The organism is Planctomicrobium limosum (genome assembly GCF_051465645.1).
GTDB lineage: Bacteria > Planctomycetota > Planctomycetia > Planctomycetales > Planctomycetaceae > Planctomicrobium.
Genome location: NZ_CP195790.1, coordinates 2,156,061 through 2,172,532 on the forward strand (window position 1 = coordinate 2,156,061; position 16,472 = coordinate 2,172,532).

The following is a 16,472-nucleotide window of genomic DNA, read 5'->3' on the forward strand; positions in this document are numbered from 1 at the left end:
TTTTATGAATCCGGCCGAGAATTGAGTTGATGGCCATGGGAGTGCGACCTATGTACCAATACCGCTCTTTCCAATCCCAGGCTGTCAACTTATAGATGCCGTTCCTCAGCGATTCAGGAATCATGAAGACACATTATATCCTGGTCGATTTTGAAAACGTGAAGCCGAAGAATATCGATCTGCTGAAGAACAGTTCCTGCAAGCTGATGGTATTTGTGGGGCCACAGCAATCCAAAATTCCAGTCTCCATGGCACTGGCAATTCAGAGTCTCGGAGACAATGCGGAATACCTATTACTTGAATCATCTGGGAAGAACTCGCTGGATTTTCTGATCGCTTATTATATTGGCAAGCTTTTAGTCACATCACCTCAGGCTCGCTTCTCCATTATTTCAAAAGATACCGGTTTTGATTCATTGATCTCGTTTCTGAAAGCGAAGAAGTTTGCCGTTGATCGATGTACGTCGATCGAAGAAATCGTGACGTTGAAACGCCCTCCGCAGGGAATTTCAAATGTTCATGTCGAAAAAGTGATTACAAATCTGTCTCAGCGGAACGGTTCCAAGCCCAAGTCCCCAAAAACTCTGAGATCCACATTGCACGCGATGTTCAACAAAGAACTGTCTGACAAGCAACTTAATGAGCTGATCTCACAGTTGCGTCATCGCGGCATTGTGAAAATCGAAGGGACTCAGGTGACGTATGCTCTTCAGAAACCATCTGCTTAAAATCCCCACGCCTTGCGCTGCCAATCGGACGTTGCTGGCTTAAGGGGCTTGGTTATGATTGGCTTCCTCGTCCGTCGTTGCTCATTTCAGGTTTATGTAGGGCGTATGTCGGACCAGTACCACGAAAAAAGCGAAGCCTTCAGTTGAACCGCTCTGAGTCGCTGAGAGCAACTGATCAGGTTCACTAAAAGCTTCGCTGGAAGAAGGCATTCTTCAATTACTCTGCAGAGATCATGCTCCCGCGACCTTCGTGACAAACACGGTATCGACTGCACTGACGCCGCCGTAATAACGGGCTTTCACACGCAGGACGACATCGCGATCGAATGCGGCGGCACTTTCTGAACGCTGCAGGAACGTCTGCACCGGCCAGATCTCTGTCCAGAGAAATTGACGGCGGAAGTCACCCAGATACCACGCTGCGGACGCAGTCGATCCCTGCTCGTCGAGATAAGGCGAGTGGAGCACTTCGAGCTGGTTGTGCAGCGGATTAGCGACCTTCGTTTCGGTGTCGGTCCCTGTCAGCGCAACCTCAGTGGAATGCACAATACTGCGTGCGGTCCCGCGAAGTTTTTCAGCAACCAGCAACTGGCGGACAGGAGCCACAATTGGTCGGCTCTGCCCGTCACTTCGATCGTCTTTCACTTCCGTCGCGCGATAACTCAAAGCCTGCTCAATGTCAGTCCAGTCCTGCAACGGAATCGCAGCATTGAAAGCAGACGAGGTCGTGTTACCGGAACCGATGTAGTTTCGATTCGATCCATCCGTGGCATAGAGCGCCTTGCCGACACCAGAAGGACGGTAAACAAAGTTCGACGCCGCAGCATCCGCGTCGGTCACAGCACGAATGATCGTCCGCTCACGTTCCTGACGCAGATAATACCCCAGCCCCATCGCTCGGCGGTGGATCTCGCCAGTCTGGTCGAAGGTGATCAGTTCCTCATTGATGCTGAGAATGCGTCCTTGCTTCGACTCTTTCGAAGTCACGAACTTCTCATCAAATGAAGACTCTTCGTACGGGTGACCTTCCGCTACTTCCGTTGGTCCTGCAAGAGCACGAAACCCTGCAATGCGGGAACTCCGAAAGCGACTTGGAACCGTGCTCACCAACTTGTCGCCGATGAATCCCGCGTCGTCCTCGTACCCTTCAATCACCTTGCGACCAATCAATTCGCCGGTGATAACCTGAAACAGCCCGGAGTTCATCCCCGGATTGGACTCTGAAAGGAGATGCGTGATTCCTTCAGGAGTGCTGAGCGCCCGCTCATGCACCGGCTGTGCGTCACTCAACGACCGCAATCGTGGCAGCACCCCACACGCATCCGCCAATTCATAGTAAGAGAAGTCATCCGGGGTCAGCGATTTCTCGTTCAGCAGGCTCACCACTTTATGATAAAAGCCAGCCGAACCGTGGGATTCAATCAATGACTTAATTGACGTTCCGTGCATCAAATAACCTCAAAGGAGAAGAAGTAGAAACAATCAGGAACAGCTCAATCCGGCTTCAGTAAAGCCCGATCCTGGAGAAGGGTGGGTGAGGCGTCTGCTTCAGGCTCTCAATCAAAAGACACCTGAGACGCGCTTAGGAGACAGGCTTAACCAATCGCAGCGTTCACATTGGCACTTGCTGTGTGAAAAGCAGACGCGAACGTCACTCGCAGCGTCGTGACACTGCCTGCGGTGTACTCCGCAGCACGTGCAATTGCTGAAGTTGTCACGGCAGTCTCAAGCTGCTTGGACTGCAGACTGGACGAACCTTCGTCTGGCCCCAGCGGCGCTCCCAGTTCATAGGCAGCGCTGGCAACATCAAACTCATAGACGCTTTCCGGGCTGACATCGATCGAGATTGGCGCGGTCTCACCCGCCGCAGAGGGCTGATGGGCGACTCCCAGAAATTTCGCCGCAAAATTGCCTTGAGTCGTCGCCAGATTCGTTGTCCAGGTGAATGCAGACGCAGGCTTGGCATCATCAGTATCCAACCACACCAGATCACCAGCTTCGATGACCGTAGCGGAGTCGACTCGAACTTTTCGCAGATGCACTTGACCGGACCGAAATCGAAGTTTGTTCATCTTGGACTTTCTGCAGGAATCATGGTGAAGGAGAAGACAGAAGCGCAACGCCAGCTGGCATTCCCGGCTGCAGCATTGCGTCTCAAGCACAAAGGCAATCACAAAGCAAACTGGGATCGAAGCAACGATCACAATCGTTTCTGGAGGGGCTCACAAAGGCGGAACCCCGTGTGTCAGAGACTCACACTAATCCAGGAAACGTTCGAGAGACGCTTCCCTTACCGTGAGCGACGGCGGATCACGCGAAGGAACTCTTCATTCGAGGCGGCTTTCGAGGAAGACGCGGACGGACGCAGTGAACTGAATGCCGGGTGAGAGCGGCTGACTTCAGAAAGAAGCTTCTGACGATCGTCAATCAGAGCCTGTCGCTGCTCTGGTGTTTCCGCGCGAGTCAGTTGCTCCCGGAAGCATTCAGTAATCGATTCAGCAGGGAGCCCCGATTGGACAAGCAATTGCTGAACGGACTCACGATGCTGCAACTCGTTCAATTGCAACTGAAGACGTCGACTGCGTTCCAGAAGCTCGTTGCGTTCACCTTCAAGCAGCCGCACCCGAGCTTCAAGTTCCGCCACTCCGGATTCATGAGTTGAAGTGCTGTTGGTTGATTCACTGAAGGTTGATGTTGTCGCCGGATTCACAACAACATCCACTGAAACCACGTCAACAATGCTGTCGACTCGTTTGCCGTCAACCGAGCGATGCGCCATCACCACATGTGACATCCCAACGCCGGGCGAGTTTCCTTCGACGAGTTTCAGAAACGTCATACCAGAGTCGGTATCGAGCACCCGAATATCACCACGGACTCGACCATTTGAATAGCGGGCGTTGATGACCGTTCCCACCAGATCACGAGTGCTACGATCCAGAACGCGTTGTGGACCTTGTGCGTGATCAAGAAAGACAGGGCGATTCTCATAGAGTGCCGCTGCCGCAATCAACGCATTCTCGGAATAGGTATATCCATTCCGTGACTGCGAACCGGCCAGTGCCACGTTTCGCACAATGCGACGTTCCCCATCAATCGATAACTCCTCTGCCCAGCTCTCCACCCGTTCATGCAGTGTGACGTGTTGCATTGATTCACTGTCCCTAAGAAATATGGCTGTGTTTCAATTTCAATGGGACTGGTTGCGCCTTGAGTCTTTTTCAATCCAAACAACGCCACTTCACTCATGCTCATGCGGAAGGTTGTCAACGGAACATGAAAATTGCAGCGTTTCAGACCAATCAGGAACAGATTTGGTAACTGTTACAAACTGGGTCACAGGTATTTGAAATTCACATGAAGCCTTATTGACCGAAACCGGAGAAATCAGAAGAATCCCCGCCACCTCAACGGCACCTGCCAACGAGGGAAACAAATGTCGCAAGGCATTACTCCTTAAACACTTCAGAGTGTCCTCGGGGTGATGAAAATTGTCACGGAAGACACCGTTTGATCTACTCAGACGGCGGGGCAAGGACGCCCCTCTTTTAACACATGCATCATCCCTTCAGACAACCTGGCACACAAAGTCTTCGCAGACTGGTTTCTATGGCCAGTTTCGTAGGCTGTGCAGACATTGCGTTCTCAAGAGTCACAGAGTTCAGCAATGACTGCACACCTGGTTGTTTGTTTGCGGCCTTACCTGGCACACAGGCACACGGTCGCGATTACGTGAAACAAGCCCATCAACGCGGGGCCGCGGCGATTATCACAGATCGTCCACTCGCCGATGTTTCACTTCCACAATGCATCGTTCCTGATGCACGACAGGTCTATGGTCGTCTTTGCCAGAGTCTATACGCCTTCCCCTCTCAATCATTGGGAGTAGCGGGGGTTACAGGGACTAATGGCAAAACGACCACGACCTGGATCGTTCGATCCCTCCTCGAATCGGCCTCACGTCCCACCGGTCTGATCGGCACGATTGAATACAACGACGGCATTCGCTCTGTTCCGTCGAAGCTCACCACGCCAGATGCATTGACTCTTGCCAAAACCCTGGCATCAATGCGAGACAGCGGCACCAATCACGCGGCGATGGAACTCTCCAGCCACGCGTTGAAACAGAATCGAGCGGCCGGCATCCAACTTGATGTCGGGATCATCACAAACATCACTCAGGATCATTTCGATTACCACGAAACGTTCCATGATTACATTCGAGCGAAGTCCCGTATTGCCGGAATGCTGAAGCCCGGTGGACTCCTCGTCCTGAACGCCGACGATCCAAACACAGAGAATGTCCTGGAGCGTCTGGACAGCAGTATTCAGGTTCGCACATTCGGCATTGATATGCCTGCTGATCTTCACGCCGATTCAATTTCATTGACGGCCAACGGAACCCGATTTCGTTTAAGCACCGGTTCAGAGAAAATCGATTGCTTCACTCCAATCGCCGGACGACATAACGTCAGCAACTGTCTTGCTGCCTCCGCTGCCGCACTCCATTTTGGCCTGACTCTCGAACAGATTGCAGTCGGCCTCGAACGCTGCACTTCAGTACCCGGTCGCCTGGAACAAGTGAATCTCGGCCAAAACTTTCAAGTTTACGTCGATTTCGCCCACACGGACGATGCCCTTCGCCGCATCATTCAGACCGTACGAAATTTCACAACCGGCCGCGTCATTGTCTGCTTTGGAGCAGGGGGTGATCGTGATGCCAGCAAGCGTCCACTGATGGGCCATGCTGCAACTCTGGCAGACAAAATCGTCCTCACGAGTGACAACCCTCGTTCAGAGGACCCGTACCAGATCATTGAAGAAATTCGCTCTGGAATTCCCAAATCCTGGGGAACTCCGGAGATCTTTGTGGACCGACGCTCAGCGATTCAGGCGTCGATTCAACTGGCTGAACCCGGCGATACCGTCATCGTTGCCGGAAAAGGTCATGAACGCATGCAGATTTTAGGAGATCAAACGCTGCCATTCGATGACGTCGAAGTCTGTCGGGATGTATTACAAAGATCGGGCTTCCGAACATACTCGCATTCAAGAGCAGCATAATTTGAATCACAATTCGAAAACAAATGGACGCATCGAAGAGGTCATCTGAAAACGATGACCTGATCGCCATTACCGGGTTGATGAATTCGCACAATTACATTGAAAGACAATCTGATCAGTTGGCAACAACTGATTAGAAACGATGCAACAACACACAGGTCAGAATCACTTCAAACTTCAATCGTTTTGCAGCGATTGGGCGACGAAGTGGAATGCATTTCAGAACGAATCAGGATGTCGTCGTTCTCGGTGAATAATTCTCAGTGAGTCATGTTGTATGAACACCAAGAGGCCGCTTTGGTCTGGTGAAGCATCGAACCCGATTGACAGGTTGAAGAACTCGAAGCGAGCAGGTCCATAAACCTGCAAACATTGTTCGGGAGCCTGCCAGAGTAGAGTGGTCACACCACTAGCCCGATTATAGAGAGAACAGAATGCAGAGCATTGCATTCCAGAGCCTGATTGAAGTCATCGGAGGAACTCCGGTAGACATCGTCGACTTGGACCAACCTGTCACACGTATCGAAACGGACTCCCGCGCAGTTCGTCCCGGAGATCTCTTCTGGGCGTTAGAAGGGAAGCGTCACGATGGTCACAAGTTCATCAAACAGGCGTTCGCAAATGGCGCGATTGCAGTCATTGTCGACGCAAAGAAATCATCACGCGTTCAAGGTCCTCGAATTGAAGTCGAAGAGACGCTTGCCGCATTGTGGCAATTCTCGAACTGGTATCGAAAGCAGTTTGAAGCACTGGTGATTGGTGTCACCGGAAGTGTCGGTAAGACGACCACCCGCCATATGATTGCGACCGTTCTTTCCACCCGATATCGCGGGTTCGAAAGTCCTGAGAATTTCAATGATCAATATGGTGTCCCGTTAAGCTTGTTGATGCTCGAACCTGAACACGAGTTCGCAGTCATTGAACTTGGAGCATCGCGAACAGGGGAGATCGAAGAACTGGCGGCCGTCTCCGAACCTGAAGTCGGAGTGATTACCGCAATCGGTCCGGCGCACCTTGATCAGTTTGGCACGCTTGAAGCCATCGTTAAGACAAAGTCAGAACTAATTGATGCCGTTCCAGAATCAGGATTTGTCGTCCTGAATGGAGATGATCGACAGATTCGCCAGATGGCCGCGCGAGCACAATGCCCGGCGATTCTTGTCGGGGAAAAAGATCACAATCAGATTCAGGCAAAGAATGTCACACTCGAAAACAGCGTCCTGAAGTTTGATGTCGACGAATCCCATTTCGAACTTTCAGTGGCAGGGCGTCAGCATTTGAGCTCGGCATTGATCGCGATGGGCATCGCCAGACAGTTAGAAATGTCCGATGCAGAGATTGCATATGGATTGAAAAACTTCCAACCACTAGATGGCCGTTGCAACATCCTGAAATTGGGCGACTGGACGGTGATCGATGACACATACAATGCCAATCCGCTTTCGATGTCGGCGGCCTGCCACACGTTGAAAGACTGGAAAACAACAGGGAAACGGATTCTTGTCACAGGTGACATGCTGTCACTTGGCGACTGGACCAACGACTTTCATCGGATGTTTGGAGAAGAAGTCGCCCGATCGAAGTTAACGCATTTCATCGCCGTCGGAGCACAGGCAGCGATCGTCACCGGAAGTGCCAAAGTCACAGGGATGGACCCCGGTTGCCTGGGATCTTGCCGGGACCATGACCTCGCGATCATGCTGCTCGATTGCTGGCTCGAACCAGATGATGTAATTCTGGTTAAAGGGTCCCGTGGCATGAAGATGGAAGCCATCGTCGAAAAACTGAAAACACTCGCAGAAATTCGCAAGAACTCCCCAACACAACTCCGCGTTGCGTAACCCCCACCAACCAGTTCGTACGTCACCAGAATTTGTCAGTGCAAATCTGAATCACTCTCGCCTTTCAATTCCCGTTCCCAAATTCTTTCAATACTGACACCCCTATGATTCCCTGGTTGCTGCAACATCTGATTCCGCTCTCGGAACAGTTGGATCAGCACACCGCTGGCAACTCGCGCATCAATCTGACGGCTCGAATTGCTCTCGCTGCACTGACTTCATTCCTTGCAGCGATCATACTTGGGCCAGCGGCGATTCGCTGGTTGAAATCCCGATTCTGCGAACGCATCGACAGCGCCTCACCGACATTGAATCGTCTCCACGCCAATAAGAAGGGGACGCCGACAATGGGAGGACTGTTCATCATCGCAGCGGTGATCATGTCGTCCGTGGTTTGGGCAGATCTGACAAATCCATACGTTCAAATTTCAATCGTCATGGCAACCGCATTCACCATGCTGGGAGCAATGGACGACTGGATTAAACTCAGCACAAGTAAACGTGGCCTGAAGGCCAGACAGAAATTTTACATTCAGGTGATTCTGTCCCTCGCTCTCTGCAGTTGGCTTTATGTCATACAGAAAGACCGGCCGCACGGGCTTGAACTGGTATCACCAATCGGAGCATGGACTCTCGGGATTGGCCTGTGGATGATTCCATGGTCCAGTCTTGTGATTGTCTCCACTTCAAATGGAGTCAATCTGACCGATGGCCTCGACGGATTGGCGACGGGATGTTCGATTCTGTCCGGCGCGGCACTCGCAGCAATTTGTTACCTTGCAGGACATGCAACACACGCGGAGTACTTGAGAATCCCGTTCATTTCGGGAGCAGGAGAACTCAGCATCATCATTGGTGCTCTCGTCGGAGCGCTGATGGGATTCTTGTGGTTCAACTGTCATCCCGCACAGGTTTTTATGGGAGATACAGGATCACTCCCGATCGGAGCATTGCTCGCATTGGCCGCGGTTGTGACTCGACAAGAGGCACTTCTCGTGGTGATCGGGGGAGTTTTTGTTATTGAAACACTCAGCGTCATCATCCAGTTAACAGGTTACCGTCTCACCGGAAAACGGTTACTGGCATGTAGTCCGCTGCACAATCACTTTGTATTTCGAGGCGTTCACGAAATTAAGATCGTCACACGATTCTGGATCTGCTCGGCATTGCTGGCGATCCTCGGAATGGTGATGTTGAAACTCCAATAGAGCTGACGATTTCGATTGTCATTTCTGGTAGACCGAGTCATGAGTACCGTACGTCGATTGCGCGTTATCAACGCCTGTATCTTGATGCTGTTCATGGTGACATCCTGTCGCTCCGTGATGACTTCGTCCCGGCAGTCACATGGAGGCATCAAGTACACGATCGCCCCTGATGAACGATTCCACAGAGTGGAAAAAGGCAAGAACGGGAGCCTGATGTACGACTCCCCGGAATTGACCGTTGTCTGTGAAAACGGAACTTTGAAAATCAACGGGCAACCGGCTGGCACCGTCCAGAAAGGGGACCATGTCCAAATCACGGACACATTCCAGGTGACGGTGAACGGCCAGCTCCGTGGCGATGTGACCACCGGACACACCGAAAACAAGCAGCGAATCCAGCAGAGCAAGTTCGAAGTGCAGACTTCAACTCGGTAGCACGCAGCTGATCGACAAAATCTATTGCCGATTTCAAAGCAGACTCCACACCCGGAGTCTGCTTTTTTTATTGTTGCATCAGGGTCTTGCGCCTGCTTCCTGAATCAAACGCTAATGGGCTGCACACTGGGGATTGTCTGCGTATTTCGTTACATTCCACAATACTGATGGATTAGAGCGAATCTTGAATTCATGTCACTGTATGTGACACGCAAAGTCCAGATGTCGCTTGTCGAATCTCTCGTACCTCAAAATGGCGAGAAAACAGCTTATGCTTCGCGTTCTCTTTTTCTTCACAGCAGCACTTGGAGTGTTGTTCCATTCGCAAGTCACGCATGCAGAAACCATTCTGATTGAAGCAGAAAGTTTCGAGCAACGAGGCGGGTGGTCTCTCGACACTCAGTTCATCAGCAGTGTCGGATCGCCGTATCTTCTGGCACATGGACTGGGTAAACCCGTTGCTGATGCCACGACCGAATTCACTGTTGCGACAGCTGGCAAATACAAGTTGTTTGTCCGAACCAAAGATTGGGTCGCACGTTGGAAGGCGCCAGGGCAACCAGGCAAGTTCCAGGTCTTGATCAACAACAAGGCCGCGTCAGAAACATTCGGAACGACGGGCGAAAGATGGCATTGGCAACCCGGTGGTGAAGTTGAACTGGCCGCAGGTAAGAATCAAATTTCCCTGCATGACCTGACAGGGTTCAATGGCCGTTGTGATGCCATCGTACTGACAACTGACTCGGCGCTCCCTCCAAACGAAGGCGAGCAACTCGCGCAATGGCGATCCGTTCAATTGAATCTCCCAGCTGAACCGGTGGTCAAAGCAGGATATGACCTTGTCGTTGTCGGTGGCGGCTACTCCGGCATGGGAGCCGCGATTTCTGCAGCGAGAATGGGTTGCAAAGTTGCCCTGATTCAGGATCGTCCTGTTCTCGGTGGCAACGGCTCAAGCGAAGTTCGAGTCTGGGCTCAAGGGTTGATTCGCCGCGGGAAATATCCGCGTATTGGAGAAATTGTCGAAGAGTTCTCCGACCACGCCAAGAAGTCCCCTGGCACTGCGGAAGAATTTGAAGACGAGAAGAAAGAGCGTCTGGTTCTCGCAGAGAAGAACATCGACCTGTTCTTGAATCACCACGCGTATCGTGTCGAAAAGGATGGCGCGCGGATCTCCGGTGTTTATGCCTTCGATACGCGCACGAGTCAGCAATCCAAGTTCGTTGGCAAGTTGTATTGCGATGCCACTGGTCACGGAACGATCGGAGCACTTGCTGAGGCTGAATTCGACATGACGGATAAAGGCCGCATGGGAATGAGCAACATGTGGGCATGGGCGGAAGCTGAAAACAATATCGCCTTTCCCGCAACCCCCTGGGCTCTCGACTTGAACATGAAGGACTTCCCGTACCCAGTCGATCACCATGGCCAATGGTTCTGGGAAAGTGGATTTGATAAAGATCCGCTGGGTGATGCGGAAGGAATTCGTGACTGGAATCTGCGAGCTGTCTTCGGGGCATTTAATGCCATGAAGAATCGCGACGGAGCAGACAAACACAAGACAGCATATCTGACCTGGATTGCATACGTGGGCGGCCCACGTGAATCACGTCGCCTGCTGGGAGATGTCGTTCTGAACAAGGAAGACATTGTCTCGAAGCGAGAGTTCAAAGATGGATGCGTTCCGAGTACCTGGAGCATTGATCTCCATTACCCCAAGGAACAGTTTCTTGGGAAGTACGCTGACAACCCGTTCATTTCGTATGCCGACTTCGATCGCAGTGTCGACCGCGATTTCGGGTATCCGGTCCCATACCGGTGCTTCTACTCCCGTAACATTCCGAATCTGTTCATGGCAGGCCGCTGCGCCAGCGTGACACACGAAGCACTCGGAACCGTACGTGTGATGAAGACCTGTGGAATGATGGGCGAAGTCGTTGGGAAAGCAGCCAGCCTGTGCAAGCTCTACAGCTGTGAACCTCGCGACATCTACGAGCGCTACTGGCCAGAGATGGACGAATTATTGAAATTGCCTGGCAAAGCCTACCGCGCGAACGTCAACGAGAAATTCACCATTCCACCGGACGCCCTTCCACTGGCCGGTCCGTATGGAGTTCCAGAAGGTCTCGATCCAGCCAAACTGGAGGGAGTCATCATCGACAATCGTGACGCTAAGCTGACCGGAAACTGGACAGTCGGACGCGGTCTCAAAGGCTTTGTGGGCTATGAATATCTCTACGCCGGGGAAGGAAGTGGTGCTTCCATTACTTTTGAATGGAGAGCAGGTGAAACAGGTCCCATCGAAATTCGTGTCGCTTCATTGCCTCACGAAAACCGGGGCAAAGCGGTTCCAGTGACTGTCGAGATCGCAGGCAAGGAGTCCGAAACTCAGCGTGTGAACATGTCTGAACACCCCAAAGAGAAAGACAACTTCATCTCTCTTGGAAAGTTCAACATCTCCAAAGGAGACCGCCTGTCAGTCGTCATAGGCACGACGGGATCACGCGGAACAGTGCATGCGGACGCAATTCAGATCTTGCATGCGAAATAGAATGAACCCGACTGGCCCTGCGATTCAGCTGAGTCAGCCAGTTCAGTTTGCACAGAGATGAGACGATGACAGACTCCGCTTGAGGCCAACGAGTTTCAGGCGGAGTTTTCTATTTGCAGTTACGAGCTGCGACGCAGTCAATGCTTGAGAACCGGCTGTGCCAAGTCGTGACTCGACGAGAGTGGTTCTTGAACTGGTGTGGCGAGACAAGCACGCGGCATTCAGCTTTCTCCGATCGAGAAGGCTGGTGCGCGGCCACATGAGAGACCGATACGGTCTACTTGATCCAATCGTTGGCAATATCGAGATTCGTCTGCAACGACGTTCGCAACCACTGCATGAACTCGTCTTCACGGCCTCGCTGAGCGAGCGCCTGAGCTTCCTCGGCCGGTAATGGCTCACCAATCACGACTCGGACAGGAGCAGGGCGAACCCACTTTGCGCCACGCGGCAAGGCCTTAATTGCCCCGGCAATCGCAATCGGCACAACCGGGACCTGAGCACGCCGAACAATCGAAAGAAAGCCCGGCTTGATCTCCTGCAGTTCCCCGTCGCGACTTCTGGTTCCTTCTGGAAACAAGCCTACGAAGTACCCTTGCTTGAGCCGTTCGACAGCAAGGCGAATACTTTCGGTCCCTGCGGATTCACGACGAATCGGGATCACGTAGGTATTCTTGAGAATCCACCCGATGACAGGAATATGAAACAAATCGTGTCTGGCGAGATAGCTCACAGGACGCTTCATTCCGACCGCAACAACGAGCGGATCGATAAAGCTCTGATGGTTTACCAGCAGTAGCGCGCCCCCTTTAGGCAGACGCTCAAGCCCCTTCACCCGATAGCGAAACCAGATGATGAAGAACATCTGAAAGGCGATCTGAATGACTCGCCACAGCAGATTGCGAACGTGAGGGTCAACTTTCCCACTCTGACTCATTGATAAGTTGGCCCGTCAGGAAGAACACCAATTCGAGGGACTTCCCCAGGCGATTCAAAGACCGTAATGATCTTTGGATTGCTCAACCCCTTACTGGGGCTGGGAATCAAAAACTGGCTGAACCGTGTTCCGTCAGCCAATGTTCGTACCATCGACAACTGTGCAGGAGTAATGGCGTAAGTTTCGTTGAAATCCGCCTGCAGTTGCTGTTCTGCCAGTTTCGCAAGTCGTCTGGCAGATTCAAGTCCGCCAGCCATCACGATTGCCCGGATGTTCTCCAATCGGCACTGTGCGGAATAAAGACGCTGCAGACATCCGCAGTCAGGAAATCGGGTCGACAACAGCCCAACCGCGTGACCATCGACTCGATAGATCTCAGTGGCCGTCCGAACCCGAATGATCGTGTCGCCTGCCCGGTCAATCACACAGGACAAACCGGTTCGTTGAGAAGCCGCTTCCAGCTCTTGTTGAATCGTTTCAGTGCGAATGACCTGAATGCCGTCCTGCTTCAACAGGCTCGCAACCAGACTCTGCACCTGATCAACAGTCAGTTCTCCCCACAGGGCTCCTTCGCCGACATTCACCCGAACTCGACCATTCGCGAACACGGCAACTTCCGGTTCACGCACCTGTCCCTGATCAACGTACCAGAGCTCTACGACAGGAATCGTCGGATCTGCAGGAAGCTGAATCGACTCGCCTGCAGCGCAAGGGACTCCCACGAACAGCAACAAGGCGGTCGCGATTTTAAATAGGGATGTCATGGCGGCAACTCGCACTACAGACCGTTTATTCAGACACAACAGCAAAACGCTGTCATGTGGTCTTCGACATTGCAGACGATCCCTAGGTCACCGGGGGACCGTCAGACGGGACGGAGACTAATCCAAATGTCGGATTTACAACAATGCGAATTCAGCCTGTTCCTGACTCTAGAAGAGAATCTGGAGAAAGTACGGCAACCCGTACAAATGAATCGAATACGCCGAATATTTCCAGAACACCCATCATGCCTAAAACGGAATGGAATGGAACGGAGGTTGCCCGGAACCAGGTGCGATACTCGACGCGAGTGCTGGCCGGAAACGCAAAAGAGGAGCAGGCTGTATCAACCTGCTCCTCTTCGAATTGGCAATCGCTTATCGCTTCTGCATTATTGGGTTCGAAATGCGCGCTGCAGTTCTTCCAGAGAACTGTTGCCTTCGACCACGACTCGTAACCCGTCTGAATGGAATGATTGCATCTTGTCGACTCGAGCCTGAGAGCGAATCGCTTTGACATCGCCCCCCTTCAGGATGACCTGCTTCATGCCTTCAGACATCTCAATGACTTCCAACAGGCTGATCTTGCCTTTGTAGCCGAGTCCGTTGCACTCCTGGCAGAACTCCTCTGGGGAATTGGCATCTTCCTCATCGGCCGCACGAGCAACCCCTGCGATGTTCGGGCGATAAAGAACCCGAGTTTCAGGAGGAAGCCCAATCTTGCTCAGCAGTGCCGGATTGGGACGGTATGCGCGACGACACTTCTTGCACAACGCACGAATGAACATCTGACTGGAAGCGATCTTCAACTGTTCAGCGACAAGTTGAGGCCCTCCTGCGGATTTCACGAGACGCAGGATCGCTTCCGCAGCGTCACGTGCCTGCATATCCGCAACGATCGAGCACTCCTTCGAGAACTCAAGTGCGACCTTGGCATCAGCTGGGTTATCGATCGGATCGAGCACCAGAATATCGGCATCCTCGCGACGAGCTCTCAGCATCGTTCTGGCAAGGTCATCGCCTTCCATCCGTTCGAACATCTTGACGTACGAAACTTCGCGTCCAATGTCCGCCAGAAAGTAGATCGAATACATGTATGCATCCGAACACCGCATCAGTGCCATCTTGAGAGTCGTGACACCAGAATACGGCGGTCCAGCGGCGATAAATAAACCGTTGCGCTGAGAGGAGAGCCCGCGAATCTTCTCGATGATTGCATCGCTGAAGCCCAGATCTTTTGGCTTCTCCAGATTCAGCTTCGGATCAATTGCCCGCAGGATCAGACGCTCGCCCCCTTCAATGGGCATGGTATTGATACGAAGCTCGTATCCCTTCCCACCGTATTCAGCTTTGATCGAGCCTGTCTGCGGAGCCCCTTTCACTTTGATATCGATTCCAGACAGCAGTTTGATCATCTGAATGATCGCCTGCCCCTGCAGCGCTGGCATCTTCGATGGCGGATTCGGAACCGTATCGACAATCACAGTGGAAACAGCAACCGGGCCCTTCTGCTCAAGACGAATCATCTCGCCTCGAATTGACAGAGCGTCGCTGATCAACTTTTTCGTTGGGAGAAGTCCCGCCTGAACGAGACGTCCATGTGCGGAGAGATCAGGGTTATTCCCGTTGTATGCTCCCTGAAAGAGGACAAATTCCTCTTCCTGATCTTCATCACGATCCTTCTCTGCCCCTTTTTTTCGTCCGAAGCCAAAGATCACGTGTGTATTCCTGCAGAATAAAGGGATGAGAAGACGACGTCTGGGAGCTAACTGAAACGGTGGGTTTCGAATCGACTTTTCGTCGATCCTGAACGGTTTGGTCCCCACTGAAAAAGCTGACCACCATGCCAGGATCAACAAACGCTGAACTCGAATGAGCGTGAGCGGTCTGTTCTGACTATTTTGCCAATCAGCCAGTAAAACTCCAAGTCACAGCACGACCTACTTGGTGGCCTTATTGCCAAAGATCTCGTCAAAGAAGACCTGCATGTATTTCCACGATCTGGCGTCTGCATGTGCATCATATGCCAACGCTTCAAGTCCGTATTTCCCGGCATCTGGATTTGTGAACCCGTGTTTCGCACCGCCGAACACGTTGATCACGTAGTCTGCTTTGATTTGATCCATCGAAATGGCAAATGCGTCAACGGCTGCAGCAGGAATGAACGGGTCAGCTCCCCCATGGCAGATCAGAACTTTTGAGTCCAGTTTCGTCCCTTCAGACGGTGAAACCAGTGCACCGTGGAAGCTGACGACACCTTTGACAGGAGCACCGGTGAAAGCAAGCTGCAAGACGGTTGATCCGCCAAAGCAGTATCCAATTGCGGCAAGTCTGGTCGGATCGACTCCTGGCTGTTCTTTGAGAACATTCAGGCCAGCGAGGGCTCGCTCTTGCCATTTTTCTGTATTTCCACGAATCATCGACGCCCATTCGCCAGCCTGCTTCGGATGGTCAGTCACTTTTCCGTCGCCGTACATATCAACGGCAAATGCGACATACCCCAGTTCAGCCAGCTTGATCGCTCGGGTGCGGGCGTACTCATTGAGTCCCCACCACTCGTGAACGACAAGCACTCCCGGGCGTGGAGTCGTGACTGACGAATCCCAGGCCAGAACCCCCTTCAGGGACTGACCATCATGGGAGTAGGTGATTTCTTTGGTTTGGACCTCTGCCTGCGCAACGGCAGAAATTCCAGCCAGGCACACCAGAGTGATAAAGGCCATCCAGTGAAAACGCATGGTTATTCCTTGTCGTGAAACTTAATCACCAGTGTGAATGATCTCGACGGTCCAGGGACGTTTCGAAGAAGAAACAGGTCGCCAACACCATTTCCGTCATTCCGGATCGGGAAATACCGAGTGACAGCAGAGATGAGATGCCACGAGACTATCAGTCTGACGTGACTCGTCAACCAATCAAGCGACTCAGGGATGTGAAACCATCTCAAATC

Annotated in this window: 13 protein-coding genes; 6 read left to right on the forward strand and 7 right to left on the reverse strand. The window is 52.3% G+C overall.

Features of this window, described 5'->3' with window-relative positions; translation table 11 throughout:
- Positions 1-122 precede the first annotated feature (122 nt).
- Positions 123-728 (forward strand): PIN domain-containing protein, encoded by a 606-nt coding sequence (locus tag SH527x_RS08055; protein WP_437194143.1) that lies wholly within the window; start codon positions 123-125, stop codon positions 726-728.
- 231 nt (positions 729-959) lie between these two features.
- On the opposite strand, the gene SH527x_RS08060 is transcribed toward SH527x_RS08055, so the two are convergent.
- The 3 genes from SH527x_RS08060 to SH527x_RS08070 all read right to left on the reverse strand — a co-directional run bounded on the left by SH527x_RS08060 (position 960) and on the right by SH527x_RS08070 (position 3,879).
- Positions 960-2,177, reverse strand: coding sequence for a phage major capsid protein (locus SH527x_RS08060; protein ID WP_437194144.1), 1,218 nt, complete (start codon positions 2,175-2,177; stop codon positions 960-962).
- 146 nt (positions 2,178-2,323) lie between these two features.
- Positions 2,324-2,800, reverse strand: coding sequence for a hypothetical protein (locus SH527x_RS08065; protein ID WP_437194145.1), 477 nt, complete (start codon positions 2,798-2,800; stop codon positions 2,324-2,326).
- Positions 2,801-3,018: 218 nt separating this feature from the next.
- Positions 3,019-3,879 carry a hypothetical protein gene (locus SH527x_RS08070; RefSeq protein ID WP_437194146.1) on the reverse strand — a complete coding sequence of 287 codons (861 nt, stop codon included), beginning with the start codon at positions 3,877-3,879 and terminating at the stop codon, positions 3,019-3,021.
- Between the two features lie 458 nt (positions 3,880-4,337).
- Here SH527x_RS08070 and SH527x_RS08075 point away from each other — a divergent pair, with 458 nt between their 5' ends.
- From SH527x_RS08075 to SH527x_RS08095, 5 genes are all read left to right on the forward strand, one after another.
- Positions 4,338-5,792 (forward strand): UDP-N-acetylmuramoyl-L-alanyl-D-glutamate--2,6-diaminopimelate ligase, encoded by a 1,455-nt coding sequence (locus SH527x_RS08075; protein WP_437194147.1) that lies wholly within the window; start codon positions 4,338-4,340, stop codon positions 5,790-5,792.
- 434 nt (positions 5,793-6,226) lie between these two features.
- Positions 6,227-7,633, forward strand: a complete 1,407-nt coding sequence (locus SH527x_RS08080; RefSeq protein ID WP_437194148.1) for a UDP-N-acetylmuramoyl-tripeptide--D-alanyl-D-alanine ligase — start codon at positions 6,227-6,229, stop codon at positions 7,631-7,633.
- Between the two features lie 104 nt (positions 7,634-7,737).
- The gene (mraY, locus tag SH527x_RS08085) at positions 7,738-8,841 is read left to right on the forward strand and encodes a phospho-N-acetylmuramoyl-pentapeptide-transferase (protein ID WP_437194149.1); all 1,104 of its coding nucleotides are present in this window, start codon (positions 7,738-7,740) and stop codon (positions 8,839-8,841) included.
- A gap of 39 nt (positions 8,842-8,880) precedes the next feature.
- Positions 8,881-9,276 (forward strand): hypothetical protein, encoded by a 396-nt coding sequence (locus SH527x_RS08090; RefSeq protein ID WP_437194150.1) that lies wholly within the window; start codon positions 8,881-8,883, stop codon positions 9,274-9,276.
- Between the two features lie 271 nt (positions 9,277-9,547).
- On the forward strand, positions 9,548-11,824 hold the full coding sequence (locus SH527x_RS08095; RefSeq protein ID WP_437194151.1) for an FAD-dependent oxidoreductase: 2,277 nt from the start codon (positions 9,548-9,550) through the stop codon (positions 11,822-11,824).
- Between the two features lie 277 nt (positions 11,825-12,101).
- On the opposite strand, the gene SH527x_RS08100 is transcribed toward SH527x_RS08095, so the two are convergent.
- The 4 genes from SH527x_RS08100 to SH527x_RS08115 all read right to left on the reverse strand — a co-directional run bounded on the left by SH527x_RS08100 (position 12,102) and on the right by SH527x_RS08115 (position 16,260).
- The gene (locus tag SH527x_RS08100) at positions 12,102-12,761 is read right to left on the reverse strand and encodes a lysophospholipid acyltransferase family protein (protein ID WP_437194152.1); all 660 of its coding nucleotides are present in this window, start codon (positions 12,759-12,761) and stop codon (positions 12,102-12,104) included.
- Positions 12,758-13,525, reverse strand: a complete 768-nt coding sequence (locus tag SH527x_RS08105; protein WP_437194153.1) for a hypothetical protein — start codon at positions 13,523-13,525, stop codon at positions 12,758-12,760. Before SH527x_RS08105 ends, SH527x_RS08100 begins: the two co-directional genes overlap by 4 nt.
- 389 nt (positions 13,526-13,914) lie before the next feature.
- Positions 13,915-15,240, reverse strand: a complete 1,326-nt coding sequence (locus SH527x_RS08110) for an ATPase, T2SS/T4P/T4SS family (RefSeq protein WP_437194154.1) — start codon at positions 15,238-15,240, stop codon at positions 13,915-13,917.
- Positions 15,241-15,462: 222 nt separating this feature from the next.
- A complete protein-coding gene (locus SH527x_RS08115) occupies positions 15,463-16,260 on the reverse strand; it encodes a dienelactone hydrolase family protein (protein WP_437194155.1) in 798 nt (265 codons plus the stop codon).
- Between the last annotated feature and the right edge of the window lie 212 nt (positions 16,261-16,472).

Bases quoted from the DNA above. Each gene is read 5' to 3' on its own strand.
- SH527x_RS08070 (WP_437194146.1), bottom strand. From the start codon at position 3,879: ATGCAACACGTCACACTGCATGAACGGGTGGAGAGCTGGGCAGAGGAG.
- SH527x_RS08105 (WP_437194153.1), bottom strand. From the start codon at position 13,525: ATGACATCCCTATTTAAAATCGCGACCGCCTTGTTGCTGTTCGTGGGA.
- SH527x_RS08075 (WP_437194147.1), top strand. From the start codon at position 4,338: ATGGCCAGTTTCGTAGGCTGTGCAGACATTGCGTTCTCAAGAGTCACA.
- SH527x_RS08100 (WP_437194152.1), bottom strand. From the start codon at position 12,761: ATGAGTCAGAGTGGGAAAGTTGACCCTCACGTTCGCAATCTGCTGTGG.
- SH527x_RS08055 (WP_437194143.1), top strand. From the start codon at position 123: ATGAAGACACATTATATCCTGGTCGATTTTGAAAACGTGAAGCCGAAG.
- mraY (WP_437194149.1), top strand. From the start codon at position 7,738: ATGATTCCCTGGTTGCTGCAACATCTGATTCCGCTCTCGGAACAGTTG.
- SH527x_RS08115 (WP_437194155.1), bottom strand. From the start codon at position 16,260: ATGCGTTTTCACTGGATGGCCTTTATCACTCTGGTGTGCCTGGCTGGA.
- SH527x_RS08080 (WP_437194148.1), top strand. From the start codon at position 6,227: ATGCAGAGCATTGCATTCCAGAGCCTGATTGAAGTCATCGGAGGAACT.
- SH527x_RS08090 (WP_437194150.1), top strand. From the start codon at position 8,881: ATGAGTACCGTACGTCGATTGCGCGTTATCAACGCCTGTATCTTGATG.
- SH527x_RS08060 (WP_437194144.1), bottom strand. From the start codon at position 2,177: ATGCACGGAACGTCAATTAAGTCATTGATTGAATCCCACGGTTCGGCT.
- SH527x_RS08065 (WP_437194145.1), bottom strand. From the start codon at position 2,800: ATGAACAAACTTCGATTTCGGTCCGGTCAAGTGCATCTGCGAAAAGTT.
- SH527x_RS08095 (WP_437194151.1), top strand. From the start codon at position 9,548: ATGCTTCGCGTTCTCTTTTTCTTCACAGCAGCACTTGGAGTGTTGTTC.